Raw genomic sequence first — 26,632 nt, 5'->3', positions numbered from 1 at the left:
AGAGTGAATAAAATGATTGATTTAATCACTTCATTCTGTTAGCATATTATCATATTAGCGAACTAAAGGATTCAGAATTTTTTGTTTTGATGCTTTGGAGGTGTAGAAGAAGATGTTTATGTTTGAGAAGCCTTATGGAATGAGAGATTCGTTACCAGGGCTGTTTGAAGCAAAGAAAAAGGTTCGGTCGTCATTATCAGAAGTGATGAATGGCTGGGGCTATCAATTTATGGAGACGCCGACACTTGAATTTTACGATACAGTCGGAGTTCAATCGGCGATTACAGATACACAGCTTTTTAAGCTTTTAGATCAGAATGGAAAAACATTAGTGTTACGACCTGATATGACGGGTCCTATTGCAAGGGTGGCAGCATCAAAGCTCCATCAACAGGCATTTCCGCTTCGTGTTGGCTATGCAGCGAATGTTTTTCGTGCTCAAGAAAGAGAAGGTGGGCGCCCGTCTGAATTTGAACAAGTGGGAATTGAACTGATCGGAGACGGCTCTATTAGTGCAGATGCAGAGGTGATTGCTCTCGTTGTCTTTGCTCTTAAGAACGCAGGGTTAGATTCTTTTAAAATTGCTATCGGTCACGTCGGACTGGCAGAAGCTTTATTTGTTGAAGTGTTAGGGAATGCTGAACGAGCAAATGTGCTACGTCGTTTCTTATATGAAAAAAATTATGTTGGCTACAGACAGCATGTCAATCACTTACCACTGTCATCAATTGATCAGCAAAGACTACTTCAACTTCTTGACCTACGTGGTGGCAAGGAAATTACAAAAAAAGCAGAAGAGATTGTCGTCTCAAATGAAGCAACACAGGTTCTCAAAGAGCTATGTGCACTATGGGAGACTTTAGAGGATTATGGATGTACGGAATATATTCGTTTGGATTTGAGCATGGTGAGCCATATGAGCTACTATACGGGAATTTTGTTCGAAGTATTTGCAGATAATGTAGGCTCAGTGATCGGGAGTGGGGGCAGATATGACCAGCTTTTGGCTCATTTTCACTCACCTGCACCAGCGACAGGGTTTGGACTGCGATTAGATCGTCTACTGGAGGCGCTTGATACAAAAGAAGAAACTGATCCGCAGGAAGCGGTTATTTTTAGTAAAGAACAGCGACTAGAGGCGTTCGCATTTGCTGCGGAAGAACGAAAAAAGGGGAAGAAAATCGTGTTGCAAGACCTGTCTGGCATTGAAAATATTGATGCAATGACAAAATCATTTGGACGGGTGACATATTTTATTGGCGCAAGAAAGGAAGAGCAAAATGGGTAAAGTGTTGACGATGGCAATGCCAAAGGGCCGTATTTTTGACGAAGCAGCAGGGCTTTTAAGACAGGCAGGCTATCAATTGCCAGAGGAATTTGAGGATTCACGAAAGCTGATCATTGATGTGCCAGAAGAGAATCTTCGTTTTATTCTTGCAAAGCCAATGGATGTGACGACCTATGTCGAGCATGGTGTGGCGGATGTTGGTATTGCGGGCAAGGATGTCATGCTTGAGGAAGAACGAGACGTATATGAGGTACTGGATCTAAACATTAGCAAATGTCATCTTGCTGTTGCTGGCTTACCTGGAGCAGGATGGGGAAGCGTTGCGCCTAGAGTAGCGACAAAATATCCAAACGTTGCTTCTACTTATTTTCGCGAACAGGGCGAGCAAGTAGAAATTATTAAATTGAACGGATCAATAGAACTAGCACCTTTAATTGGTTTGGCTGATCGAATTGTGGATATTGTCTCTACTGGTCAAACCTTAAAGGAGAACGGACTTGTTGAAACAGAGCACATTTGCGATATTACATCCCGTTTTATCGTCAACCCTGTCAGCTATCGAATGAAAGATGAAGTCATTGACCAAATGGCATTACGCCTTGCAAGGATCATTGAAGGAGAGGGACAATCATGAAAATCACACAAGTCAATTTGGGCGAAAAGGATCGTCTCTCACTAAAACGTTCCCTTGACACAGGCACAGAGGAGCAGCGTAAGTCTGTTCAGGACATTATTCAAGCAGTACGGTTAAATGGTGATCAAGCAATTTTCTCATGTACAAAACAATTTGATGGCGTGTCCATTGAGAATCCTCTTGTGACCGGACGTGAGCGAGAAGAAGCATATAATCGCTTAGATGATTCAATGATGAAAGTCATCCAAACTGCGATTCAGAATATTAAAGCATATCATGAGCGCCAACTCGCTTCGTCATGGTTCTACCATCAACCAGATGGGTCTATGCTCGGGCAAAAAATTACTCCGCTTGATTCCGTTGGTGTCTATGTACCAGGAGGAACAGCCGCTTATCCATCTTCTGTTCTCATGAATGTCATTCCTGCACTCGTTGCCGGTGTCGAGCGTATTGTCCTTGTGACACCACCGGGCAAAGATGGGCGGATCTCTGATGCAGTGCTTGCAGCTGCACACGAACTTGGTATCACAGATATATACAAGATGGGAGGCGCTCAAGCGATTGCCGCCCTTGCCTATGGGACAGAAACCATTCAACCTGTAGATAAAATTACAGGGCCTGGTAACATTTATGTCGCACTAGCCAAACGGGAAGTGTTTGGACAGGTAGACATTGATATGATTGCAGGCCCGAGTGAAATTGCTATATTAGCTGATGAAACAGCATTTGCACATGAAATTGCGGCAGATTTGTTATCTCAGGCAGAGCATGATGTACTCGCATCAAGTGTACTCGTCACGCCATCTTTAGAACTTGCGAAAGCAGTACAACAAGAGGTTGAGCAACAGCTGAAAACCTTGCCAAGAAAAGCGATTGCACAGCAGTCTATTCAAGATCACGGACATATTTATGTAACTGATTCAATCAAAAGTGCCGTCGAGGTTGTTAATCAGCTAGCGCCAGAGCATTTGGAAGTACTGACGAAGCATCCAGAAGCATTGCTTGGACAATTGAAACATGCAGGAGCCATCTTTTTAGGGCGTTATAGTCCAGAGCCAGTAGGCGATTATTTTGCTGGACCGAATCACGTACTCCCGACAAATGGGACGGCGAGGTTTTCAAGCCCATTAAACGTGACGGATTTTCAAAAGAAAACGAGCATTATTTCATATAGCAAAGAAGCCTTCGAAGCAAGCAGGGAAAGCATTGCCGCCTTTGCAAGGTTAGAGGGTCTTGAAGCGCACGCAAGATCGATTGAAGCAAGAAAGCGGGAGGAATCTGAATGAGACAGGCAAGCACAGAGAGAAAAACAAATGAAACGAACATTTCCTTATCTCTTGAAATTGATGGAGAAGGGAAAGCGGATATTCAAACAGATGTCCCATTTATGACGCATATGCTTGATTTATTTACAAAGCATGGTCACTTTAATTTAACTGTTGATGCCAAAGGAGACACAGAAGTCGATGATCATCATACAACAGAAGATATAGGGATTGTCCTTGGTCAAATGTTAAAGGAAGCACTTGGTGATAAAAAAGGAATTAAACGATACGGATCAAGTTTTGTTCCTATGGATGAAACACTTGCGCAAGTTGTCGTCGATTTAAGTAATCGTCCTCATTTAGAAATGAGAGCAACATTCCCAAGCCAAAAAGTCGGGACCTTTGACACTGAGCTTGTGCACGAGTTCCTTTGGAAGTTCGCACTTGAAGCACGAATGAATTTACATGTCATCGTTCACTATGGAACGAATACACACCACATAATTGAAGCCATTTTTAAAGCGATGGCACGAGCCCTTGATGAAGCAACTACGATAGACCCTCGTGTAAAAGGAATTCCGTCTACAAAGGGGATGCTCTAAATGATCGGTGTGATTGATTATGGCATGGGGAATTTATTTAGCGTCTCCAAGGCACTTGAGCGCGCTGGTGCTTCTTATATCGTTTCCTCTAAAATAGAAGAACTGGAAAAAGCGACTGCTTATATCCTGCCCGGTGTCGGCTCATTTAGAGATGCGATGCAGCAGCTAAGAGAGACGGGTCTTGATGTCTTTATTCACAAAGCCGTTGAACAAGGTAAGGTGTTATTTGGGATTTGTCTTGGCATGCAGCTCCTCTTTGAAAAAAGTGAAGAGGCAGGGATGACGAATGGTCTTGGATTATTAAAGGGTCATGTTGTGCTCCTTAAAGATCAGGATGAGAAAGGCAATCGTTTAAAGGTACCACACATGGGCTGGAATCAATTAACCTTCCACCAACCATCTCCACTATTCGATGGTGTACCAGAAGGCTATGCATATTTTGTTCATTCCTATTATGTAAGCGATATGAATGAGGAAGATGTCTTGGCAAGTGCGGCATATGGTGTACAGGTTCCTGCAGTAGTTGGAAGAGGCAACGTGCTAGGGGCGCAATTTCATCCCGAAAAAAGTAGTACGGCTGGAATGTCCATATTAAAACAATTTATTCAAATTGCAAATGAACAGAGGGTGAACAAATGAGTGCTTTTACATTATATCCAGCCATTGATATGAGAGATGGGAAATGTGTTCGTCTTGTGCAAGGCGACTATGATCAAGAAACAATTTACGGAGACTCACCGCTAGAGATGGCAACACTTTTTGCGGGAGAAGGAGCAAAGTGGATTCACTTGGTTGATCTAGATGGTGCAAAGGCTGGCAAGCGAATCAATGACAAACATGTAATTGATATTGCCTCAACACTTGATGTAAAAGTGCAAATTGGTGGCGGGATTCGAACAGAAGCCGATGTCGATTTTTACTTATCCCATGGTGTTGATCGTGTCATTCTTGGAAGTTCTGCTGTGTCAAATCCCGATTTTGTCAAAAAAATGCTCTCACAGTACGGTGAGAAAATTGCCATTGGCTTAGATGCACGTGATGGATATGTATCTACAGAGGGATGGCTTGAAACATCTGAAGTGAAGGCAGAAGAACTTGGGAAAGAGCTAGCAAAAGAAGGAGCAGAGGTATTTATTTTCACAGATATTGGTGTAGACGGTATGCTTTCAGGTCCGAATGTGGAGAGCACGATTCGCCTTGCAGAAGCAACTGGTAAGAAAGTGATTGCCTCAGGCGGAGTAGGCTCGATTGCTGATTTAGTAAAGCTTGCTAAATACAGCCGCTCAGGTGTATCTGGTGCGATTGTTGGGAAAGCAATCTATACAAAACAATTTACTGTAGCTGAAGGTCTTGAAAGGCTGGATCATATATGATTACGAAGCGAATCATTCCTTGTTTGGACGTAAAGGAAGGGCGTGTTGTTAAAGGCATTCAATTCCTCGGTTTAAAAGATGCTGGCGACCCTGTTGAATTAGCAGAGCTCTATGATCAAGAGGGAGCCGACGAACTCGTTTTCCTTGATATATCCGCATCACATGAAGGTAGAAAAACAATGGTTGATGTAGTTGAACGAGTTGCTTCGACACTCGCTATTCCGTTTACCGTCGGTGGTGGGATCAATCATCTTGATGATATGAAACGTATCCTCAGAGCAGGTGCTGATAAGGTATCCGTCAATACAGCGGCTGTGTTAAGACCAGAGCTGATTACGGAAGGGGCAGACTATTTTGGCTCACAATGTATTGTCGTTGCAATTGATGCGAAATACGATGAGGAAAAAGAAACGTATTTTGTATATACACATGGTGGACGTAAGAAGACCGAACTAGAAGTAAGTGAATGGGCAAAAGAAGCCGTACTCAAAGGTGCGGGTGAAATTTTACTAACAAGTATGGATTCTGATGGAGAGAAAAAAGGATTTGATCATCGTTTGACAAGGCTTGTATCTGAAGCTGTGAATGTACCTGTCATCGCTTCAGGTGGTGCGGGAAATGCAGCCCATATGCTTGATGCTTTCACAAAAGGAGCGGCAGACGCAGCATTAGCGGCATCCATTTTTCACTATAAAGAAACATCAATCCAAGAGGTCAAGTCCTATATTAGAAAACATGGAGTGAGTGTGAGATGAAGCAGGCAAATGAGTTAACCTTTAATGAAGCTGGTCTTATTCCAGCAATTGTACAGGATGCACAGAGCAAAGAAGTATTGACGCTTGCTTATATGAATAAAGAATCCTACGAGAAAACGATTGAATCAGGAGAAACTTGGTTTTTCAGTCGTTCGAGAAAAAAACTCTGGCACAAAGGTGAAACATCTGGTCACACGCAAAAAGTGAAAGAAATTCGTTATGACTGTGATCAGGATGCGCTCGTCGTTCTTGTTGACCCAAGTGGACCAGCCTGTCATACGGGGAGCTACAGTTGTTTTGCAAATGAAGCAGAACAACGTACAGAAGGCAACCGTTTCGCCATCTTCAATGAGCTTGAACAAGTCATTGCGAAGCGTCAAACTGAAATGCCAGAAGGTGCCTATACAACTTATTTATTTGAAAAAGGTGTCGACAAAATCCTGAAAAAAGTGGGAGAAGAAGCATCAGAAGTGATCATCGCTGCTAAAAACCGAGATCAAGAGGAATTAAAGTGGGAGACAGCAGATCTACTTTTTCATTTACTTGTTCTATTGCGCGAACAAAACCTGCCGCTTGACGATGTGTTAAAAGTGTTGGAAAAACGTCATCAAGGCTAAAAGAGAGCTTGGGCTTTGCCCGGCTTTTTTACTGTAAAAGGGAGTTCAATTGAATCATTTCTTTATATCTATGTGACAGTCCGTGAAGTATGGTATACTACACTCGGTACACTGTTCGAAATGGAGGGTATCGGTGAGTAAATACACTTCTCAAAACAACAACACACAAGTTGTCCAGCTCTTTCAAGATGGACTATACTTTTTTCATAAAGGGCTTAAAGCATACAAAGAGAGAAACTTGCCAAGAGCAAGTAAGTTGATTCAGCGTGCAATTGTGCTTGAACCTGAAAATGTTGATATGTTATCACAGCTTGCGATCATTTATACAGAAATGGGACATTACCAGCAATCAAATGATTTGCTAGATTTCATTCTTGGGCATGTGGACGAGCAGATGACAGACTGTCATTATTTCAAAGCAAATAATTATGCGAACCTTGGCTTATTTCAAGAGGCATACAAGTCGGCGACAGCTTACGCAGCATTGGATGAGAACGGCGAGTTCGCTGATGAAAATGATGATTTGCTAGATTTACTCGATATGAGTGATGAAGAGGATGGAGACTTCCTATATGATCAGGATGATCTGATTGTCAAACAAGATGAAGCGAATCATTTACTAGAAAGCGGTCGGCTTGAAGAAGCCATTTTGATGCTGGAGCAGATGATTGTTGATTATCCCGAATTTTGGTCAGCGTATAACAATCTCGCTTTGGCCTATTTTTATTCTGGGAAAATTAAAAAAGCAAAAGAAATGTTGAACCGGGTGCTACATGATAACCCCGGCAATCTGCATGCCCTTTGCAATCAGCTTGTCTTTTATCACTATGAGAAACAAGAGGGAAAAGTACAGATGCTCTCAGAGCAGTTAACGCACGTGTATCCAATATTAAGTGAACAGCGTTATAAGCTTGGAGCGACATTTGCCTTGGTCGGACGATACGACTGGGCATTTAAATGGCTATATTCTTTATACAAAAGAGGCTTTCAAGGCGATAGTACGTTTTTGTATTGGCTAGCAAGTGCAGCTTACCAAACAGGACATCCAGCTCTTGCGCAAACCGTTTGGGATAAGATGATCGAAGAGGATATTGATGCAGATGAGATCAAGCCGTGGCAGGATAAAGCAGATGAGCCAGTTTCAAATGGGACGTACTCTGTCGAGGAAAGACTCACAGCTTACTTTATGAGTAAGAAAAAAGGTGAAGATGATGTTCTCCGAGCAGTGCTCGATACACATGCTGCTAAAACATCTTTTGAACAGCAATTTGTTGAATTACTTCTTTATGGAGAGCAAATAAAAGAGCGATCTTTTTCTGATGATGCCATGTTTACAAAGCGAGCGGCAACCGCACTCGAAGAAGCTGTTCATCCTGACAATCACATGCTTTATTTCTGGTTGTTTCATATCATTCAACAGGCAAGAGCTTCTGGGATGGTCAGGAAAAATGCAGAAGCTTGGGCGGCAGCAGCCTATTATTTATGGCTGAGTGAACATCAAGAAAAAGGGGCAACAAAAAAAGAGGTTGCCGCACGTTTTCAAATTAGCTCACAGACACTATCTAAGTATGAAAAGGTCATTTGTACTTTACTAGATTAAATAGGTATACGGAAACATATATCAAGAGCATGCCAGCATAGGCTTCGCTCTTTTTTTGTATAAAAAAAGTGGTTTGCACGAATTTGGCGAAGTATGACAGACTCGAAATCTATTTGAAATATAAATGTAATAAAAATATTAGCTCATTTTGTCGATGTCTAAGGTATAATGGGTTTCGTGGATCAAATACGAAAACATATATTTTGATATTTTACTATACATACTGTAAAAATTTTGTGATAGAAACAATCAATATGATCATGAACTTTCTGTTCTCATCACAGGCTGTGGGAATTGGAATTAGAAAAAAAAGGCATATGAGCGGTGCAGATTGATTGGCAGGTAATCTGCTGCTTTCATATGTCGCTGGGGAAATTGTCAAAGGAGGAACTATTCGTGAAAAAGTTAATTACACTTGGTTTAGCGTCTGTTATTGGAACGAGTGGTTTATTCATTCCATTTAATCAAACAGCGCATGCAGAAAACTTTGAACAGAAACAACAAGAACTTGATAGTAAACAAGCTGAGGTCAACAAAAGTCTTGAAAAGAAAAAGGGCGAGCTATCTAAGCTTGAAGCAAAACAAGCTGAACTAGCGAACAAACTTAAAGAAATTGATGAGCAAGCATTAAAAACAAGTGATCAAATTGAAGCAAAACAAGCAGAAAACAAAAAAACAAAAGAAGAAATCAGCGCACTGAAAAAAGAAATTGCTGAAACAGAGCAGCGCATTGAAGAAAGAAATGAATTTCTGAAAAAGCGTGTACGTGCTCTTCAAGCAAGCGGTGGTTCTGCAAAATACATAGATGTTCTTTTAGGGGCAAGCAGCTTCAGTGACTTCATCAGCCGTGCAGGTGCAGTAACAAAACTGATCAGTGCCGATAATGAAATCATCAAAGAACAAGAAAAAGATAAAGCGGAATTAAAAAAATCTGAAAACGAATTGAACACAAAACTTCAAGACGTTCAAACAACACTTACAAAGCTTGAAACACTTCAAGCAGATTTAACAAAACAGTTAGATGAAAAAGATAAATTGTTCGCAGAAGTGAAAAAGCAAAAAGGAAGCGCAGCTTCTCAAATTAATGAATTAAACAGTCAGTCTGACAGCATTGCTTCTGAAAAAGAAGAAACAGTTGCAGCAAAAGAAAAAGCTGAAAAAGAAGCAGTAGCGGCAAGAGTTGCAAAAGAAGAAAGAGAGCGTCAAGCAAGCGTTCAAACTGAGGATGATCACTCAGCTTCTTCTAACAACAGCTCATCTTCTTCTGACAACAGTTCTTCTACAGATAATGGTTCCTCATCATCAAATAATAAAGGTAGTAACAATAACTACAGTAGCTCACCAAGCAAAAAGCCATCAACTGGCGGTGGATCTCCTGTCAGCAATAACGTTGGTGGAATTGAAGGAGCGATCAGCACTGGTTCAACGATCGTTGGTCAATCTCCATATAAATGGGGCGGCGGCAGATCACAAGCAGATATCAATGCAAGACGTTTTGATTGTTCTTCATTCGTTCGTTGGGCATTTGAATCAGCAGGCATTAATCTTGGACCAGTTGGCGGAACAACAACAGATACGCTTGTAGGTAAAGGAAGAGCAGTAAGTGCATCTGAAATGAAACGTGGAGACCTCGTCTTCTTTAATACGTACAAAGTAAATGGTCATGTTGGAATTTACTTAGGAAATGGTACGTTCTTGAACGACAACAGCTCTCGCGGTGTTTCTGTTGACTCTATGAACAACGTATACTGGAAAAAAGCTTTCAAAGGTGTTGTAAGAAGAGTCGTTGAATAAGCCACTACTTTTTATATAACCGTAAATGGGCTTCCTTAAACAACAGTTTAAGGAAGCTTTTTCTTTTTTTGCAGATATGAGCAAAAAATTAGCGTAGTGCACACATATTTTATAGGATATGAGTAAGGAATAAAAGCTGTTAGTGGATGATGACTTCTTCATTCGATTTACCCAATGAATGGAAGCATCACTCACGGGCATTCTAAAAGAAATGCTTGCAGCAATTGAAGAGGGAGTGACAGTTGTGTCAGAAGAAAAAATCTACGATACGATCATCATTGGAGCGGGACCGGCTGGAATGACAGCCGCAGTATACACATCAAGGGGAGACCTTTCTACATTAATGATTGAAAGAGGGATTCCTGGTGGTCAGATGGCAAATACTGAAGACATAGAAAACTACCCTGGCTTTGAGAGTATTCTTGGACCAGAGCTTTCAAATAAAATGTTTGAGCATGCCAAAAAATTCGGTGCTGAATATGCATACGGTGATATTAAGGAAATTGTAGACGGAGAAGAATACAAAATTGTAAAAGCTGGTTCAAAAGAATACAAAGGCCGTTCTGTCATTATTTCAGCAGGTGCTGAATACAAAAAGATCGGTGCTCCTGGAGAAAAAGAACTTGGCGGTCGCGGTGTATCCTATTGTGCAGTCTGTGATGGTGCTTTCTTTAAAAATAAAGAACTTGTTGTCGTTGGTGGTGGAGACTCTGCAGTGGAAGAAGGTGTGTACCTTACACGTTTTGCTTCAAAGGTAACCATTGTCCACAGACGTGACAAACTTCGTGCACAAAGCATTTTGCAAGCACGTGCATTTGATAATGAAAAAATTGATTTCATCTGGAACAAAACAGTGAAAGAAGTTAACGAAGAAAATGGCAAAGTGGGCAGTGTCACTTTGATAGATACAGTGACGGGAGAAGAAGAAGTATTTAAAACAGATGGTGTCTTTATCTATGTTGGAATGCTTCCACTATCCAAGCCATTTGAAAACCTTGGCATTACAAATAAAGAAGGTTACATTGAAACAAACGAAAGAATGGAAACAAAAGTGGAAGGCATCTTTGCAGCAGGCGATATTCGTGAAAAAACACTTCGTCAGATTGTCACAGCGACTGGTGATGGAAGTATTGCGGCACAAAGTGCACAACACTATGTAGAAGAACTACAAGAAAAGCTAAAAGCGATCAAATAAACAAGCTGTCGTGATTCCTTAACATTGAGTCATGGGGTTTTAATTGGGCTGTAACGCGAGTGAAACAATTATCCGTTATGATAAAGAAAGTAATTGACCCCCTTTTATAAGGAATACATGTTTGGCACGGATGTCACATCCGTGTCCTTTTTTTATGTAAAATAAGAATTTCACGGGATGTTCACAAAACTAGCATGAGAATCTGTGAGATCCTGTAAAATAGAGAATGTATGATCAGATCAAGAAACAAAGCAAACGAAAAGCCGTCAATTTTATCTGAATGACGGGCATGTTCATTGTGGGAGTCATGATGAACCTGTATAATAATAAAAAGACATAAAAGGATAGGTGACAGCTTTTGCAACGAGTAACCAATTGTGTGCTACATCACGAAGATCAAGTTCTCTTGCTGCAAAAACCGAGACGGGGCTGGTGGGTGGCACCGGGTGGTAAAATGGAAAGCGGAGAATCTGTCAGAGATTCAGTCATTCGAGAATATAGAGAAGAAACTGGAATTTACATCTTAAATCCACAACTAAAAGGCGTTTTCACCTTTATCATTAAAGAAGGCGATCGAGTCGTGCAAGAATGGATGATGTTTACCTTTATGGCAGATTCTTTTACAGGAAAAAATGTGAATGAGTCAGAAGAGGGCATTTTGAAATGGCATGACATGAATGATGTACCTGACTTACCGATGGCGCCAGGTGACAGTCATATACTCGATTTTATGCTAAAGGGTAAAGGCCTACTTCATGGCACCTTTACGTATACACCAGACTTTGAGCTGATTGCTTATCGTTTAGATCCTCAGAGAGACTAATAAATGAACCGTTTTCATGAAGAAGGAGAGGGAGCAGGCATGAATACACACACGCAAGATGATATTCAGCTTGTCATTATTACAGGCATGTCAGGTGCGGGAAAAACCGTTGCCATTCAAAGTTTTGAAGATTTAGGCTATTTTTGTGTGGATAACTTGCCACCATCGCTTTTGCCGAAATTTTTAGAGTTAATGAAGGAATCAAGTGCTAAAATGAGCAAAGTCGCACTTGTCATGGATTTACGTGGTCGGGAGTTTTTTGATAGCTTGATTGCTGCTCTAGATGAAATGGGAGATATCGGCTGGATTACCCCACGTATTTTATTTTTAGATGCAAATGATAAGGTGCTTGTCTCTAGATATAAAGAAACGAGACGCTCTCACCCGCTTGCGACAACAGGTCTACCGCTTGAAGGGATAGCGATTGAACGAGAGTTGCTTGAGGAATTAAAGGGGCGGTCTCAAATGATTTTTGACACATCTGATCTAAAGCCGAAGCAGTTACGTGAAAAGATTGTGAATCATTTTGCCATAAATCAAGGGCAAGTGTTTACAGTGAATGTGATGTCGTTTGGCTTTAAGTATGGTCTGCCGATTGATGCCGATCTCGTATTTGATGTCAGATTTCTGCCGAATCCGTATTACATTGAAAGCATGCGTCCACAGACAGGCAACGATGAGGAAGTCAGTTCATATGTCATGAAGTGGAGTGAAACACAGAAGTTTACGGAGAAATTAATTGATTTGCTTAGCTTTATGCTGCCTTCCTATAAACGTGAAGGAAAAAGTCAGCTCGTAGTTGCGATTGGTTGTACTGGCGGGCAACATCGTTCTGTCACCCTAGCAAATTATTTAGCAAAGCATTTTAAAAATGATTACTATACACATGTTACTCACCGGGACATTGAAAAGAGAAGTAAAAAGTAGATGAGTTCACAACCAAAGGTCGTCATATTTGGTGGAGGCACCGGTCTTTCCGTTTTGCTTAGAGGGCTAAAGACGAAACCGGTGGACATCACCGCCATTGTTACGGTTGCTGACGATGGAGGCAGTTCTGGCAGATTGCGCCAAGATTTAAACATTCCACCGCCAGGCGATATTCGGAATGTGCTTGCGGCATTGTCAGATGTAGAGCCTCTTGTTGAGGACTTATTTCAGCACCGTTTTAACAAAGGAAATGACTTGACGGGTCATTCCTTAGGCAATCTCATCCTTGCGGCAATGACGAATATAACCGGTGATTTTTTTCATGCCGTGACTGAGATGAGTAAGGTATTGAATGTGAGGGGGAAGGTGCTCCCAGCGGCTAATTCCAATGTTGTACTACATGCTGAATTAGAGAGTGGGAAAATCGTAACAGGTGAATCCAAAATTCCAACATACAATGAAAAAATTAAGCGTGTGTTTTTATCGCCAGAGACAATTAAACCACTTCCAGAATCGATTCAAGTGATACGTGAAGCAGATTTAATCGTCATTGGTCCTGGAAGCCTGTATACAAGCATTTTACCAAATCTACTTGTTCCGCAAATTGGAGAAGAAATCATTCGTTCAAAGGCGAAAAAGGTATATATTTGTAATGTGATGACACAGCCTGGGGAAACGCTTTCTTATAGTGCTTCAGACCATGTGCAGGCGTTAAATGATCATATGGATCAACCTTTTATTGATACCATTTTTGTGAATAATGAAGAAATACCAGATGAAATAAAAACGAGATATGCAGAGGAAAAATCACAACCAGTTCGCTTTGATACAGAAGCGCTAAAAGCGATGGGACTTGAAGTCATTCGCGGTGAGATTATTACATATGATCAGAATGTGATTCGGCATGACACATTAAAGGTCGCTTCTCTATTGGTTGATCTCTTGCAAAAGAAAAAATAGGAATGGGGGTGGCAGGATGTCATTTGCATCCGAAACAAAAAAAGAGCTGACCAATCTGGAAGTGAAGGACTGCTGCGCTAAAGCAGAGCTTTCCGCCCTCATCCGTATGAATGGTTCATTATCTTTCTCTAATCGCAAACTTATTTTAGATATACAAACAGAGAATGCCGCCATTGCTAGGCGTATTTATACACTTCTCAAGAAGAAATATGATGTAGCAGTTGAATTGCTCGTCCGTAAGAAAATGAGATTAAAGAAGAACAACGTGTACATTGTCAGATTGGTTGAAAGAGCGAAATTTATACTAGAAGATTTGAGAATACTTGAGGAACAATTTGTGTTTGAGAGAAATATCTCAGCAGAACTTGTGAAAAAAAGATGTTGTAAGCGTTCATATATGCGTGGAGCTTTTTTAGCTGGCGGTTCAGTAAATAATCCTGAAACGTCATCTTATCATCTTGAAATTTTTTCACTCTATAAGGAGCACAATGAAGCCCTTTGTGAGTTAATGAATCAATTTCATCTGAATAGTAAAACATTAGAGCGAAAAAAAGGCTATATCACCTATATGAAAGAAGCAGAAAAAATCACAGAATTCTTGAGTGTCGTTGGTGCACACAACTCATTGCTTCGGTTTGAAGATGTCCGTATCGTACGAGACATGAGAAATTCAGTCAACCGACTCGTCAATTGTGAAACAGCAAACTTAAATAAAACGATTGGTGCATCACTACGTCAGGTTGAAAACATACAATACATTGACGAAAAAATCGGACTAGACGCTTTACCGGACAAACTACGGGAAATTGCAAGGCTACGAATTGATTACCAGGAAGTGACCCTAAAAGAGTTAGGTGAAATGGTCCAGAGTGGCAAAATCAGCAAATCTGGCATTAACCATCGACTAAGAAAGCTAGATCAAATTGCAGAACAATTAAGAAATGGACAAACTGTCACACTAAAATAGAAAAAAGCAAAGAAGGAGGCAGATCAGATGGTGGAAAAAACAGTCACAATCCGTTTGAAAACAGGTTTGCAGGCACGACCGGCTGCTTTGTTCGTTCAAGAAGCAAATCGTTTTGGTGCTGAGATTTTTCTTGAGAAAGATGGAAAAAAAGTCAATGCAAAGAGCATCATGGGTTTAATGAGCCTTGCGGTAAGCTCTGGTGCAACCGTGACACTGATTGCGGATGGTGCTGATGAAGAAGAGGCACTCGAAGCACTAATAGATTATATTGATCGCGAAAACTGAGTCCTGATAGACTCAGTTTTTTAGGAGGGACTTACATGGTGAAATCGGCTTTTTTGAAGAAAATCGGGATGGAAGAGCAAATGCTGACCTTTGAAAGTTTGCCATCTCTATTGAAGAAAATGGCGTACACTTTTCCGTTTGAAAACAGGGCGGTATTGGCAAAGCACTCTTATTCGTTAAACAAAGACGGATTAAGCACACACCTTTTGGAAGAGCAAAGAGGCGGACTTTGTTATGATCTAAATCCCTTATTGTATTATGTATTAAATGAATCAGGCTTTACTGTCAGTTTGCTTCAAGGTACGGTCTTTCAGCAAGAGGCATCAGCTTGGGCAATAGACGGTACTCATGTGGCCATTTTGCTAGAGCACGAGAGGCAGCTATATGTCATTGATGCAGGCTTTGGGACAAATCTGCCGCTTGCACCTGTGCCACTAACAGGAGAGTGGATTGAAACGCCCTTTATTCGTTTTCGTGTGAAAAAGGAGACAACGGAAAAAGGGACGCACCTTTTACAATTAGATCGTGACGGAGAAATTGAAATCGGTTATGCTTTTACCCTTGAACCGATAGATGAAACCATATTAAACGAAATGAAACGGGAGATCTATGAAAATGAGGCATCATCTTTTAACAAAAGTCCACTTGCTTCCAAATTAACACCATTAGGACGGATTGTGGTCACCGGGGACCATGTGACTGTCCATGAAAGCGGTCAAGTCTCCAAACAGCCGCTTACCCAATCTTTTGATTCATATGTCGAAACGCTCATCTCCACTTCAACATAAAAAACATGGCGGTCGAAGTCGACTGCCATGTTTTTTTACACTTAGCGAATACGGGTAAATGTCGCATAATGATCGGTTGTCTTATAAATAAGCCAATCGCTTGAGTAAACGAGACGATCTGCATTACGGAAACCAGATACGTAATTGATATCTGCTTCACGCCATGTACGCCCATTTGCTGAAGGAAGTCTTCCTTCACGGTTGGAGAAAACATCGCCACCAATGCTTTTTCCAGGTGCAACTTCTGCCAAATTGCCCTTAGATGCAACCCACCCTAAAGCAGTTGCTTGCGCCTTCGTTATGTAGTTGTCAGGTAAACGCTTATAGCGAATTAAGTAGTCAGCTACACCATCAAACGTATTAATGACAGCGAGTGTGCGCAAGTCCGGCGCAATGTCTGTAGAGATCGTTTCAGTTGAGGGAGCTGTGGTCGTTGTTGTCGCATTTACTGGCTGCGAGATTAGTCCTGATAATGCAAGAACGGCAATAAGAACAGTCAGTGTAACAAAAGAAAATATTTTTTTCATCTTTATCCTCCTCTTAGTGAAATAGGATGTCTATCTGCCGATGTTTGTCTAGTTCATATTATAGCACCCAAAGATGAAGAGAATGTAAAAAAAAAGAACAGTTGTCAAAATGAGACTTTTATCCTGTTTTTTATTTTTTAAACAAGAAAAGACGCAAATCATTGCGTCTCATATTGTGGACAAAGGGTAAAGTGGTTTTTATTTTAGCCCTTTTCCTTCTTTTGAAGGAGCAAGCTCTTTTACAATATCAATCGGTGCTGTGCCGTCTATACCATGAATCACATTATGGATCGCTCGTTTAAGCATGAGGTCTCTTGTTGTTTCAGTTGCAGACCCAATATGCGGTGCTAGCGTCACTTGATCCATTGTGAGAAATGGATGCGCGGCATCAAGAGGTTCATTTTCATAAACATCAAGACCTGCTCCTTTAATCCATCCTTCTTTTAGCGCTAGAATGAGGCTATGCTCATCGACTGTCTTCCCGCGAGAGATGTTGACGAATAATGCCGTTTGCTTCATCTGCTTGAATTCACGCTCACCAATCATGTGATACGTTTCTTCTGTTAACGGCGTAATGAGCACAATAATGTCAGCTTGCTTTAAGAGTTCATCCAGTGAACAATAAACGGCTCCATACGCTGTCTCAGCTTCCTCATTGCGGCTACGATTATGATAAAGAACATTCATATCAAATCCCCTGGATGCCCGTTTGGCTACCTGTTGTCCAATTCTCCCCATGCCAATTATGCCGATGGTCTGATGGTGAACATCAATGCCAAAAATATCTTCTTCCTGTACGAACTTTGTCCACTTTCCATCACGAATGAAGCGATCAAGCTCAGCAATACGTCTTGCAGATGAGAGAATAAGAGAAAACGCAAGATCGGCAACTGTATGGTCTAGTGTATAAGGGGTATGTGTTCCGATCACACCTCTTTTTTTCATCGCATCAAGGTCATAGTTGTCATAACCAACCGAATTGTTGCTGACCACCTTCAATTTCGGTGCATGCTCTAATAGCTCTACGTCAATTTTTGTACCAGACGTAAGCAGACCATCTGCATGCTGCAATTTTTCATAAAGCACATCTCTTGGAATTGGATTTTTCGATTGCCAAATGTCATATGTACAATGCTCCTTTAGCAGCTCTTCAAACTCAGCTGGTAGAGGCTTTGCTACAAAAACGTGTGGTTTCACTCTCAGCGCGCTCCTTTCATTTAACCAATCAATCTACCTCTTATTATAAAACAAGCCATTCGACATCACACGTTTGAATATTAGTTGATCAATATTTTCCCCATCTTCTTTTTTCTTGTGTGTCCAAGCATAAAGGAAGAAAATGCAGGTGAGGTGTGAGGGCATCAGTATGTATTCGATGAAAGGACCATACTAGTTTGACCGAATAGATCATCCAGATCATATCTCGCTTCAGTAGCGCAAGAAAAGCACGATGCGAATATGGCACACGTGCTTTTTTTAATATGTAAGAAAATTGATGGGGTTGGTATCTATATCAGTGAAGGTTCTCCAGTCCATTACGTGAAGTGTTTTGTAGAAAATCGTTTTGCTAGCTTTTCTTGGTGGGTCATGATCACTTCTTCTAATGTGACCCCATACATATCGGCGAGTATCATTATATTTCCAATGACGTCTCCCATTTCTTCAACCAGCGCCTGTTTCAGTTCATCTTTTTCTTGGGCTGTTTCATCCGGACGATCACGACCGATTTCATAGGCTCTCACTGCACGAGCAAGTTCTCCTGTCTCCTCCATTAAAAACCCCATACGAATGAAAGGACCGTAGTTTGTCCAACCTCTTGATTCATAAAAGGTTTTGGTCCATTTTTCAGCATCTGATATGTTCATTTTGATTAGCACTCCTCTTTTTTTGCACTAGACTGATCTTAACCTAAACTCTCACTTCTGTATATAGTGTATTTTTTATATTGCTAATCTATATATAGATAATTCTTCTGTTTTTTTGAATCTGTCTATAGTAGAATGGATGAGTGGTTGAATTCATAGATAGAGATGGAGCTGTTCAGATGAAAACGATTTGTGTATTTGCAGGATCGAATCCCGGAGTAAATGAAGTGTATAAACAAAAAGCAATGGAGCTAGGAGCTTATATGGCTGAGCAGGGAATAAGCCTTGTTTATGGCGGGTCTCGTATTGGGCTAATGGGTGCAATTGCGGATGAGATGCTGAAACGTGGGGGACGTGTTATTGGTGTGATGCCAAAGGGGTTATTCAGAGGGGAAGTCGTACATCAGGAACTGACCGAACTCATTGAAGTTGAAGGGATGCATGAAAGAAAAGCGAAGATGAGTGAGCTTGCAGATGGGTTTATTGCCATGCCAGGTGGATTTGGTACATATGAAGAATTATTTGAGGTACTATGCTGGGCACAAATTGGCATTCATCAAAAGCCAATTGGTCTTTACAATGTGAATGGATATTTTGAGACGCTAATCGAAATGGTGAAGTTCAGCATAAAAGAAGGGTTTTCAAACGAATCCCATCTTCAGTTGCTACACACATCGGCACAGCCTGATGAATTAATTGATCAAATGGTGGCTTATCAATATCCAGAGCTGAAACAGAAATGGACAGAGCTATCGTAAGCGAAAGAACCAGCACGTTATCCTAATATTATGCTGACATGTAAAAGCCGTCTACATAGTGGCAGACGGCTTTTGGGGATTGAATTATTTTTGTTCATCTGTATTACGGATTAAGACTTTGTCGATAAGTCCGTAATCAAGTGCTTCTTGAGCGGTTTTGAAGTTATCACGATCCGTATCGCGCTCAATGACTTCAAGTGGCTGACCAGTTCGTTCAGCAAGTACTTTGTTTAGCTTATCGCGTAAAGAAAGAATTCGTTTTGCTGCAATTTCAATTTCAGTCGCCTGACCTTGTGCTCCGCCTAGTGGTTGATGAATCATCACTTCACTGTTTGGAAGGGCATAACGCTTACCTTTTTCACCTGCAGCAAGTAAGAACGCACCCATTGATGCAGCCATACCAATGCAAATTGTTGATACTTTCGGTTTAATGAATTGCATCGTATCATAAATGGCCATACCAGCTGTAATTGAACCGCCTGGGCTGTTAATGTAAATAGAAATATCTTTCTCTGGATCTTCCGCTTCTAAAAATAGAAGCTGTGACACGATGGAGTTGGCAACATTGTCATCAATCGCAGAACCAAGCATGATAATACGGTCTTTTAAAAGACGAGAATAGATGTCGTAAGCTCTTTCCCCACGATTTGTTTGTTCAATGACTGTAGGTATTAAATTCATAATGTTCCTCCTTCACCTTTTAGGTAAGTATGTAACTCAATGATACATTTTTGGTCAATAAAGGTCAAACAAAACGCTGTCAAATAAATCGACAGACATTGTTATTTTCCCCAATTTGTTTTTTTCTCAAACCTTGGAAAATTTATAAATAAATACGGTAAACTTCTCTCTATACGTATTGTGGTGTTTATAGAGTAAAAGTCGAAACTCATTATATTTCTTTTATGGTCGTTCCTAGAAACGCTTGCCATAGGAGAAAAAAGGTTGTGCAGTCGTTATGCTTTTGCTTGGCTGGCTGTCGCTGTTTCATCTGGCCATTTATCGTTGGCACCGTCTGCGGTGTGAAAACGGTAAAATGCTATACACTGTTAAAAGTTCATAAAAAGGAACAATCTGCGCTGATTGAATGCAGACTTCTTCAGTGACCTCCTTTACAGAATAACATTGCTTTCTTGCAGCAATTCCCTTATAATTTTATATGCTGACGTTCAAAAAACATATCGTGCGCTCGTAGCTCAGTTGGATAGAGCGGTGGTTTCCGGTACCACGTCTGCCGGGGGTTCGAATCCCTCCGAGCGCGTATCGTGAATATAAGATAAAAAGGGTTTGGCTATCTTGCCAAGCCCTTTTTCTTTTTGCGAATTAGCGGTGTACTTGACATCTATTGAAAATGATGTACAGGTCGGATTTTCACAAAAATATATGTTATAATTAATAATCATTCTCAATTGAAGGTGGTCTTACTGTTGAAAAAAATAGTATGGATGATTAGTCTTGTTGCCTTATTTTTGGTGGCTTGCGGTCAGAAAGAGGCAGAACAAGAGAAAACGCGTACATATACGACTGAAACGGGAGAGGAAATGACAATCCCTGATCAGCCAAAGCGAATTGTTGTGTTAACAGCGCAGTTAGGTAATTTCCAAAAATTAGGGGTGACACCAATTGCGATTACAGATGTTTATCCCAAGTCGAAGTATTTAGATGAAACAGGTGTTAAGCGAGTGTCACTAGAAAATGTTGAAGCGATAGCGAAGCTAAAGCCTGATGTCATTATCGCTTATTCACAGAACGAACAAATAGAAAAATATAAGAAAATTGCAAAGACGATTACACTTACAACAAGTGAGCATACGTTTAAAGAGATGCATATTGAAATAGGAAAAATAGTAGGTAAAGAGAATCTAGCAAAAGAACAAATTCAATCAATGGAAGAAAAGCTCGAAAAAGATGGAAAAGAAATTAAAGAAAAGATAGGTGCTCAGAAAACCTTCTCCATTATGGACGTACAGCCAAAGCAAATTTATCTATTTGGTCCTGATTTTGGGAGAGGGGGAGAGGTTATCTATCAAGGATACGGTTTTGCCATGCCATCTAATGCAGAAAAAGCTCTTCCTCAAGAGGGGTATTTAGGTATCTCACTTGAAGAACTGAACACATACACTGGTGATTATCTACTTGTTCCAACAAAGGATGGGAAAATGTCTGATAGCGCCATTGTGAATAGTGGTGTTTGGAAGGAGAATAAAGCTGTTAAACAAGGACAAGTTTTGTATTACCCTATAAATGAGTTCATCTATGCAGATCCTATTTCAGTCGAAAAACAGTCAGATGCATTTAAAAAATTGCTGTTAAAACAATAAATCTATGAAAAAGACAAGGTGCGCGTTTTCGACTTTGTCTTTTTTTGTTTTTATCTTTTTGTTCAACAAACTGTCAGTTGAGACTTCTCTCTGTGTTTCGTTAAAATGGAAGAGGATTGGCATTTTAAGAGGAGGAGGAGTATGGCGAAAATTTTATTGGTCAATTTTCCTGCAGAAGGGCATGTAAATCCGGTATTAGGGATGACAAAAGCTTGGTCGGACAGAGGAGATGAGGTGCATGCAATTACAACCATTCATTATCAGGAACGGTTTGAACGGCTTGGCGCAAAGGTACATTTGCATCCCGATTATATTCGTACATTAAAAGTGAGTGAAGGTCATCCAGAAACGATGCAAACGTTTTTTTATGCCCATTTGCAAACGACCTTAGATATTTTGGCTGTCGTTGAGACTCTTGCAAAACGGCATCAGTTTGATGTGGTTTACTATGATATGTTTGGAGCAGGAGAGCTTGTGCGTGATTATTTAAACCTACCTGGTATTGGTTCTATACCATCTTTTGTTCTTGATGAGGACCATTTTGGACATCATGAGCCGCTTTTTTTCTTAGATGAAAAAACCGTACATCTTCTAGAGGAACTAAAAAATCGCTTCGGTGTAGAGCCAAAGCATGTCATGCAGTTTATGCAGAATCAAGGAGAACTAAATATTGTGTACACAAGTTCGTATTTTCAACCTGATGTGAAAGGATTGAATGACTCATATGTATTTATTGGTCCTAGTTTTCCGAAACGAATGAACCAACATACTTTTCCAATTGAAGCACTTGAAAATGAACGAGTGATTTATATTTCTATGGGGACGGTACTAGATGACACGGAGGCGTTTTTCAATTTATGTATTGATGCTTTTTCGAGTTTTGAAGGGAAAGTTGTGATAGCAACAGGTGAAAAGGTGGATATGTCTCAGATCAAGACGGCACCGGCACATGTTCTCATCTATCCATACGTTCCACAGCTTGAAGTGCTTGAGCATACAGATGTCTTTATTACACATGGGGGCATGAACAGTGTGAATGAAGCCATTCATTATCATGTGCCTATGGTGATCATTCCACATGATAAGGATCAGCCGATGGTGGCTAAACGTTTAACGGAGCTATCGGCAGCAATGGCGCTTGATAAGGATCAGCTGACGGCGAAGCAATTGAGGGAATCTACTTCAACCGTGCTATCTAATGATACGTATCAGGTAGCTATTCAGCAAATTGAAGAAAGCTTTCGTGAAGCTGGTGGAACAAAAGAAGCCTTGCGCTTAATTGATGAATACATTCAAGAGAAACAGCCCCATTAAGCGGTCAAAGGGCTAAAATGATGTTTATTTTAGCTCTTTGTCATCTTTTCAGCGTGATCTGAAAACCTTTGAAGTCTAGGAAGGGGGAGCCCTATTTACAAGCTTCACTTATACCGCTCTTGTTGACAAATGATAACAGATCTTTTATTGTAAACATAACAAACGAACGGAAGGGTGACCCAACGAAATGAAGTACTAATCCTATTGCCTGTAAGCAAAATGGAAGGATAACGCAGATGTACAGAACAACTGGTTCTGGTATGATTCTCTGCGCCTTCATTTAAGTGCTTCAGAATAGGATGGTACAACTGGGGAACCCATGATTCAGGGAATTGACTAATAGAGAGTGCCAATAAAGGTACACTCTCGATTAGTCAGCCCTCTTTTTTGTGCACCTCTGCCTCCTATTCTGAAAATAGGAGGCTTTTTCATGTCTCCTAAAAAAGAAAGGAGATGGATGTATGCTGTTAAAAGCAAATCAACTAAAGGTCTATCGAGAGGATCGGTTATTACTTGATATTGAGGAGCTTGTCATTCACCAGGGAGAGCGCATAGGACTTGTGGGTACAAATGGAAGCGGAAAAACGACCCTTTTGAACGTGCTATCAGGAAATGAAGAGCCAGAAAGCGGCTCTGTTTCTACCAGTGTGCAATATACAATGCTTCCTCAACTCAAAAAGGCGAAAACAGGACAAAGCGGGGGTGAAATGACACAGGCATATATTGAAAAGGCATTGAACAAGCCAGCAGCACTTCTATTTGCAGATGAGCCAACAACTCATCTTGATACGGAGCATATCGAATGGCTTGAACGAAAGTTAACGCAGTTCCAAGGAGCATTCATCGTTGTGTCTCATGATCGGATGTTTTTAGATGCCCTTTGTACACAGATTTGGGAGCTTGATGATGGGAAACTGAACATTTATAAAGGCAATTATCAAGACTACGCAGATCAGAAGGAATTAGCGCAACGTCAAAAGATGGAAGCCTATGAAACGTATATGCAAAAGAAAAAGCAACTAGAGACGGCACTCCAAAAGAAAATAAAAAAAGCAGATAAGGCGACAAAGCCTTCAAAAAAAGTGAAATCATCCGGTCCAAAAATTGCAAAGCCTTATTATGCTAATAAGCAAAAGAAGTTACAAAAAACAGCAAAGTCTATTGAAACGAGAATGGAAAAGCTGGATAAGGTAGAAAAGGTAAAAGGCCATCAGCCCATCCAAATGCATCAGGACGGAGCTAGCGCAATAGCCAATCGCACGGTATTACGTGTAGACGAACTGGCAGGAACAATTGGAAAAAGAACACTATGGAAGCCGATCAGTTTTAAAGTAAAAGGTGGAGACAAGATCGCCATCATTGGGGCAAATGGAAGCGGAAAAACAACATTATTGAAAAAACTTATCGAAGGCAATGAGCTAGACATATCTCAGTCTCCAGTGATGAAGATCGGTTATTTTAGTCAAGATTTATCAGGGCTTCAGCTTGATAAAACGATTCTGCAAAACGTAATGATTCAATCCGTTCAGAATGAGACAGTGGTTCGTACAGTTTTGGCAAGGCTCGGATTTCGCGAGGGGGATGTATATAAAAAAGTCGATATCCTCAGTGGAGGAGAGCGGGTAAAAACGGCACTAGCCAAGATTTTGGTCGGTGAAGCAAATACGCTGATGTTGGATGAACCGACGAACTTTTTAGATATTATAGCTGTTGAGGCATTAGAACTGTTATTAAAAGAATATACAGGCACGATTGTATTTGTTTCACATGATCGAAGATTGATTCAGCAAATCGCCACCCGTATTTTTCATGTAAAAGATAAACGTATTGATGTCTTTGATGGAACATATGACGAGTACATTCAAAAAGAAATCAAACCCGTTACATCAAATCATGAGGAAGAGCTTCTTGTCATTGATATGAAGCTCTCGGACGTACTCAGCAGATTAAGCATTGAACCATCGGATGAGCTGGAAAAAGAGTTTCAAGAGCTGTTAAAGCGGAAGCGAGCACTTAAACAGTAGAGAACGAGGAGTCTTTCAATCAATAGAGCGGAATGGACTAAGGTTGACATATTACCTGGTGGGGTATAATGTGTAAGTAATTTCATCGTGAAAGGGGCTGACCAATGTGGAATACAATGACCAAATGAAAAATCGCTTAAAGCGAATTGAAGGGCAAATACGCGGCATTTTAAGAATGATGGAAGATGGCAAGCATTGTAAGGATGTAGTCACACAACTATCAGCTACTAGAACAGGGATTGATCGTACAATCGGATTAATCGTCAGTGAAAATTTAGTAGAATGTGTAAAGGAAGCACAAGAAAATGGGGAGAAAGCAGATGATTTTGTCAAAGAAGCTGTTGAGCTCCTAGTGAAAAGCCGTTAAATGACAAGGTCTTTCTTAATATATGCTGTCAAAAAGCCCCTGCCGATTATGATTCGGTTGGGGCTTTTTTCATACGCTCTTTTTTTAATTGTTCCAGTTCAGTGACAGTCACAAGCTGATAGCCTTGTTTGGTGAGCTTATCAATAATTGTCACAGCTGCATCTGCTGATGTGTCATAAATATCATGCATCAGGATCGTTTTTCCATCTGCGGCATGCGCTAGTACATGATTGACGATCTGTTGGCGGTTGCGGACTTTCCAATCCTCAGGGTCTACATCCCAAAGTGAAATATCCATTTTCAACGCTTGTTCAATTTGTTTGTTCGTCCCCCCATAAGGCGGTCTGAAAAGAGTCGGCTTATGGCCGCTTGCTTTTTCAATGATTTCCTGGGTATCTTCTACTTGTTTCACTGCCTGTTTTAAGGGAAGGCGTGTCATTAAAGGATGATTGAAAGAGTGGTTTCCAATTTCATTTCCATCCTTCAAGATTTGTTTTAGCATGTCAGGGTAATATTGCACCCTGCTTCCTAAAACAAAAAATGTGGCATGGCCTTTATGCTTTTTTAATGCTTTAAGAATTTTTGACGTTGTGGCTGGATTTGGACCATCATCAAATGTGAGTGCAATAGCCTTTTGATGAGGATTGAGCTTTGATTTTTTTGGTATCTCCACGGCTTGTCTTTTCGAGATGGACTCTTTCATTTTGTTTTCATTTTTGGCTTTGTCGATATATGCCGGCTTCATTATATCCTTTAATAGCTCTTTTTTAATGGCTAATGATTGAGGACCAAGTTTCTCCGATGCAAGCTGAGAGGGAGCAAAATAAAATTCGACATAGTTTTCTTTCAAAGCGAAGTGGCTGAAGTTTTCATCAATTGGGGCTGTACCCTTTTTCAGTAGACGCTTATCTTTTGAGAGTGTCTTGTCTTTTTTTAATTCTTCATATGTAATATAGGACAGTTTATCTAAATAGTGTTTCTTCGGTTGAAACAAATCTTTTGTTGAAATAAATGCTTTTTTCATTAAATCAAAATTCATCGTCTGCTGATGAATTGTTCCTTTTCGTCCGCCAGTGTATTCATATTCCGTAAAGGTAATCGCTACCGATTGCTTTGCGTAATGCGTGATTTCATAATCAATATTTAACTCGAATCGCTTTTCTTCATCAATGTCCTTAGCACGGCTAAAGGTTGTTTTGAAACGATCAAGTGCTGTATCAGCGTAGCTTTTAATCTCCTGATCTAGTTGGTTCTGATGAAAAAGAGGATAGTTGACCGCATATCTCATAAATTTCCCGTCGTTCACAAGGGTGACGATTTCGACATTTCTGTATGTGGCGTCCTGTTCCACCTTTTTTTGCTCTGTTCCACTTGCTTGCTGATTTTGATAGAAGCCGATCGTTCCTGCAGTAATGGCAAGTACAAGTAGAATGATGCTCCATTTTCCTTTTAGTGACAAAATTTTCAGTTCTCCTCTCATGACGGGTCATTCTCTTTATATATATTTGTTGAAATCTATTTGTAATATAAATATAATAATTGACTCACTTTTGTAATTTTATGTGATGTTCATGAGGATTGTC

The 26,632-nt window shown here is 40.5% G+C and carries 27 protein-coding genes and 1 tRNA gene; 23 read left to right on the top strand and 5 right to left on the bottom strand.

The annotated features are described in order from the left end of the window. Positions 1 to 112 precede the first annotated feature (112 nt). The 17 genes from ACQKEZ_RS07400 to ACQKEZ_RS07320 all read left to right on the top strand — a co-directional run bounded on the left by ACQKEZ_RS07400 (position 113) and on the right by ACQKEZ_RS07320 (position 15,873). Positions 113 to 1,288 (top strand): ATP phosphoribosyltransferase regulatory subunit, encoded by a 1,176-nt coding sequence (locus ACQKEZ_RS07400; protein WP_427299668.1) that lies wholly within the window; start codon positions 113 to 115, stop codon positions 1,286 to 1,288. After that, positions 1,281 to 1,922, top strand: a complete 642-nt coding sequence (gene hisG / locus ACQKEZ_RS07395; protein ID WP_427299667.1) for an ATP phosphoribosyltransferase — start codon at positions 1,281 to 1,283, stop codon at positions 1,920 to 1,922. The genes ACQKEZ_RS07400 and hisG overlap by 8 nt, the downstream gene beginning before the upstream one ends. Then, complete coding sequence (gene hisD, locus ACQKEZ_RS07390) at positions 1,919 to 3,208, top strand: histidinol dehydrogenase (protein WP_427299666.1); 1,290 nt, start codon at positions 1,919 to 1,921, stop codon at positions 3,206 to 3,208. Before hisG ends, hisD begins: the two co-directional genes overlap by 4 nt. Next, on the top strand, positions 3,205 to 3,789 hold the full coding sequence (gene hisB, locus ACQKEZ_RS07385) for an imidazoleglycerol-phosphate dehydratase HisB (RefSeq protein ID WP_427299665.1): 585 nt from the start codon (positions 3,205 to 3,207) through the stop codon (positions 3,787 to 3,789). Before hisD ends, hisB begins: the two co-directional genes overlap by 4 nt. Next, positions 3,790 to 4,428: an imidazole glycerol phosphate synthase subunit HisH gene (gene hisH / locus ACQKEZ_RS07380; RefSeq protein ID WP_427299664.1), complete on the top strand. Its 639-nt coding sequence runs from the start codon at positions 3,790 to 3,792 to the stop codon at positions 4,426 to 4,428. It abuts the gene before it with no gap. Further along, positions 4,425 to 5,162: a 1-(5-phosphoribosyl)-5-[(5-phosphoribosylamino)methylideneamino]imidazole-4-carboxamide isomerase gene (hisA, locus tag ACQKEZ_RS07375; protein ID WP_427299663.1), complete on the top strand. Its 738-nt coding sequence runs from the start codon at positions 4,425 to 4,427 to the stop codon at positions 5,160 to 5,162. Before hisH ends, hisA begins: the two co-directional genes overlap by 4 nt. Continuing rightward, positions 5,159 to 5,917: an imidazole glycerol phosphate synthase subunit HisF gene (gene hisF, locus ACQKEZ_RS07370; protein WP_427299662.1), complete on the top strand. Its 759-nt coding sequence runs from the start codon at positions 5,159 to 5,161 to the stop codon at positions 5,915 to 5,917. The genes hisA and hisF overlap by 4 nt, the downstream gene beginning before the upstream one ends. Further along, a complete protein-coding gene (gene hisIE / locus ACQKEZ_RS07365) occupies positions 5,914 to 6,534 on the top strand; it encodes a bifunctional phosphoribosyl-AMP cyclohydrolase/phosphoribosyl-ATP diphosphatase HisIE (protein WP_427299661.1) in 621 nt (206 codons plus the stop codon). Before hisF ends, hisIE begins: the two co-directional genes overlap by 4 nt. 133 nt (positions 6,535 to 6,667) lie before the next feature. Beyond that, positions 6,668 to 8,134 carry a tetratricopeptide repeat protein gene (locus tag ACQKEZ_RS07360; RefSeq protein ID WP_427299660.1) on the top strand — a complete coding sequence of 489 codons (1,467 nt, stop codon included), beginning with the start codon at positions 6,668 to 6,670 and terminating at the stop codon, positions 8,132 to 8,134. A gap of 396 nt (positions 8,135 to 8,530) precedes the next feature. Continuing rightward, a complete protein-coding gene (locus ACQKEZ_RS07355) occupies positions 8,531 to 9,928 on the top strand; it encodes a PcsB-like coiled-coil domain-containing protein (protein WP_427299659.1) in 1,398 nt (465 codons plus the stop codon). 244 nt (positions 9,929 to 10,172) lie between these two features. Beyond that, entirely contained in the window at positions 10,173 to 11,123 is a 951-nt protein-coding gene (trxB, locus tag ACQKEZ_RS07350; protein ID WP_427300504.1) for a thioredoxin-disulfide reductase, read from the top strand. Between the two features lie 358 nt (positions 11,124 to 11,481). Further along, complete coding sequence (locus ACQKEZ_RS07345; RefSeq protein WP_427299658.1) at positions 11,482 to 11,946, top strand: 8-oxo-dGTP diphosphatase; 465 nt, start codon at positions 11,482 to 11,484, stop codon at positions 11,944 to 11,946. A 39-nt stretch (positions 11,947 to 11,985) separates the two neighbouring features. Continuing rightward, positions 11,986 to 12,873: an RNase adapter RapZ gene (gene rapZ, locus ACQKEZ_RS07340; RefSeq protein WP_427300502.1), complete on the top strand. Its 888-nt coding sequence runs from the start codon at positions 11,986 to 11,988 to the stop codon at positions 12,871 to 12,873. Beyond that, on the top strand, positions 12,874 to 13,833 hold the full coding sequence (locus tag ACQKEZ_RS07335) for a gluconeogenesis factor YvcK family protein (protein WP_427299657.1): 960 nt from the start codon (positions 12,874 to 12,876) through the stop codon (positions 13,831 to 13,833). Between the two features lie 16 nt (positions 13,834 to 13,849). Further along, on the top strand, positions 13,850 to 14,800 hold the full coding sequence (gene whiA, locus ACQKEZ_RS07330) for a DNA-binding protein WhiA (protein ID WP_427299656.1): 951 nt from the start codon (positions 13,850 to 13,852) through the stop codon (positions 14,798 to 14,800). 27 nt (positions 14,801 to 14,827) lie between these two features. Further along, on the top strand, positions 14,828 to 15,085 hold the full coding sequence (locus tag ACQKEZ_RS07325) for an HPr family phosphocarrier protein (RefSeq protein WP_427299655.1): 258 nt from the start codon (positions 14,828 to 14,830) through the stop codon (positions 15,083 to 15,085). A 35-nt stretch (positions 15,086 to 15,120) separates the two neighbouring features. Next, a complete protein-coding gene (locus tag ACQKEZ_RS07320; protein WP_427299654.1) occupies positions 15,121 to 15,873 on the top strand; it encodes an arylamine N-acetyltransferase family protein in 753 nt (250 codons plus the stop codon). 41 nt (positions 15,874 to 15,914) lie between these two features. Here ACQKEZ_RS07320 and ACQKEZ_RS07315 read toward each other — a convergent pair whose 3' ends face one another. From ACQKEZ_RS07315 to ACQKEZ_RS07305, 3 genes are all read right to left on the bottom strand, one after another. Then, positions 15,915 to 16,400 carry a ribonuclease gene (locus tag ACQKEZ_RS07315; protein WP_427299653.1) on the bottom strand — a complete coding sequence of 162 codons (486 nt, stop codon included), beginning with the start codon at positions 16,398 to 16,400 and terminating at the stop codon, positions 15,915 to 15,917. A gap of 198 nt (positions 16,401 to 16,598) precedes the next feature. Then, complete coding sequence (locus ACQKEZ_RS07310) at positions 16,599 to 17,597, bottom strand: 2-hydroxyacid dehydrogenase (protein WP_427299652.1); 999 nt, start codon at positions 17,595 to 17,597, stop codon at positions 16,599 to 16,601. A gap of 338 nt (positions 17,598 to 17,935) precedes the next feature. Continuing rightward, positions 17,936 to 18,265, bottom strand: a complete 330-nt coding sequence (locus tag ACQKEZ_RS07305) for a MazG nucleotide pyrophosphohydrolase domain-containing protein (RefSeq protein WP_427299651.1) — start codon at positions 18,263 to 18,265, stop codon at positions 17,936 to 17,938. 179 nt (positions 18,266 to 18,444) lie between these two features. Between ACQKEZ_RS07305 and ACQKEZ_RS07300 the strand changes: the two genes are divergently transcribed. Further along, on the top strand, positions 18,445 to 19,023 hold the full coding sequence (locus ACQKEZ_RS07300) for a TIGR00730 family Rossman fold protein (RefSeq protein WP_427299650.1): 579 nt from the start codon (positions 18,445 to 18,447) through the stop codon (positions 19,021 to 19,023). An 84-nt stretch (positions 19,024 to 19,107) separates the two neighbouring features. On the opposite strand, the gene clpP is transcribed toward ACQKEZ_RS07300, so the two are convergent. Further along, complete coding sequence (gene clpP, locus ACQKEZ_RS07295) at positions 19,108 to 19,704, bottom strand: ATP-dependent Clp endopeptidase proteolytic subunit ClpP (protein ID WP_427299649.1); 597 nt, start codon at positions 19,702 to 19,704, stop codon at positions 19,108 to 19,110. Between the two features lie 504 nt (positions 19,705 to 20,208). Here clpP and ACQKEZ_RS07290 point away from each other — a divergent pair. The 5 genes from ACQKEZ_RS07290 to ACQKEZ_RS07270 all read left to right on the top strand — a co-directional run bounded on the left by ACQKEZ_RS07290 (position 20,209) and on the right by ACQKEZ_RS07270 (position 25,049). Then, a tRNA-Arg gene (locus ACQKEZ_RS07290) sits at positions 20,209 to 20,284 on the top strand. A gap of 166 nt (positions 20,285 to 20,450) precedes the next feature. After that, complete coding sequence (locus ACQKEZ_RS07285) at positions 20,451 to 21,344, top strand: ABC transporter substrate-binding protein (protein WP_427299648.1); 894 nt, start codon at positions 20,451 to 20,453, stop codon at positions 21,342 to 21,344. Positions 21,345 to 21,485: 141 nt separating this feature from the next. Next, complete coding sequence (locus tag ACQKEZ_RS07280) at positions 21,486 to 22,658, top strand: macrolide family glycosyltransferase (RefSeq protein WP_427299647.1); 1,173 nt, start codon at positions 21,486 to 21,488, stop codon at positions 22,656 to 22,658. Between the two features lie 461 nt (positions 22,659 to 23,119). Then, positions 23,120 to 24,682, top strand: coding sequence for a ribosomal protection-like ABC-F family protein (gene abc-f / locus ACQKEZ_RS07275; protein WP_427299646.1), 1,563 nt, complete (start codon positions 23,120 to 23,122; stop codon positions 24,680 to 24,682). Between the two features lie 106 nt (positions 24,683 to 24,788). After that, positions 24,789 to 25,049 (top strand): metal-sensitive transcriptional regulator, encoded by a 261-nt coding sequence (locus ACQKEZ_RS07270; RefSeq protein WP_427299645.1) that lies wholly within the window; start codon positions 24,789 to 24,791, stop codon positions 25,047 to 25,049. Between the two features lie 46 nt (positions 25,050 to 25,095). Here the strand turns inward: ACQKEZ_RS07270 and ACQKEZ_RS07265 are convergent, their stop codons facing one another. After that, on the bottom strand, positions 25,096 to 26,508 hold the full coding sequence (locus tag ACQKEZ_RS07265; protein ID WP_427299644.1) for a polysaccharide deacetylase family protein: 1,413 nt from the start codon (positions 26,506 to 26,508) through the stop codon (positions 25,096 to 25,098). Positions 26,509 to 26,632: the final 124 nt, after the last annotated feature.

Origin of the sequence: Bacillus sp. NPDC077027, from assembly GCF_050269555.1 — a bacterium.
In the GTDB taxonomy this organism is placed as follows: Bacteria; Bacillota; Bacilli; order Bacillales; family Bacillaceae; genus Bacillus.
Note: the sequence above shows the minus strand (reverse complement) of the source record. Positions and strands in the feature narration are given on the sequence as shown.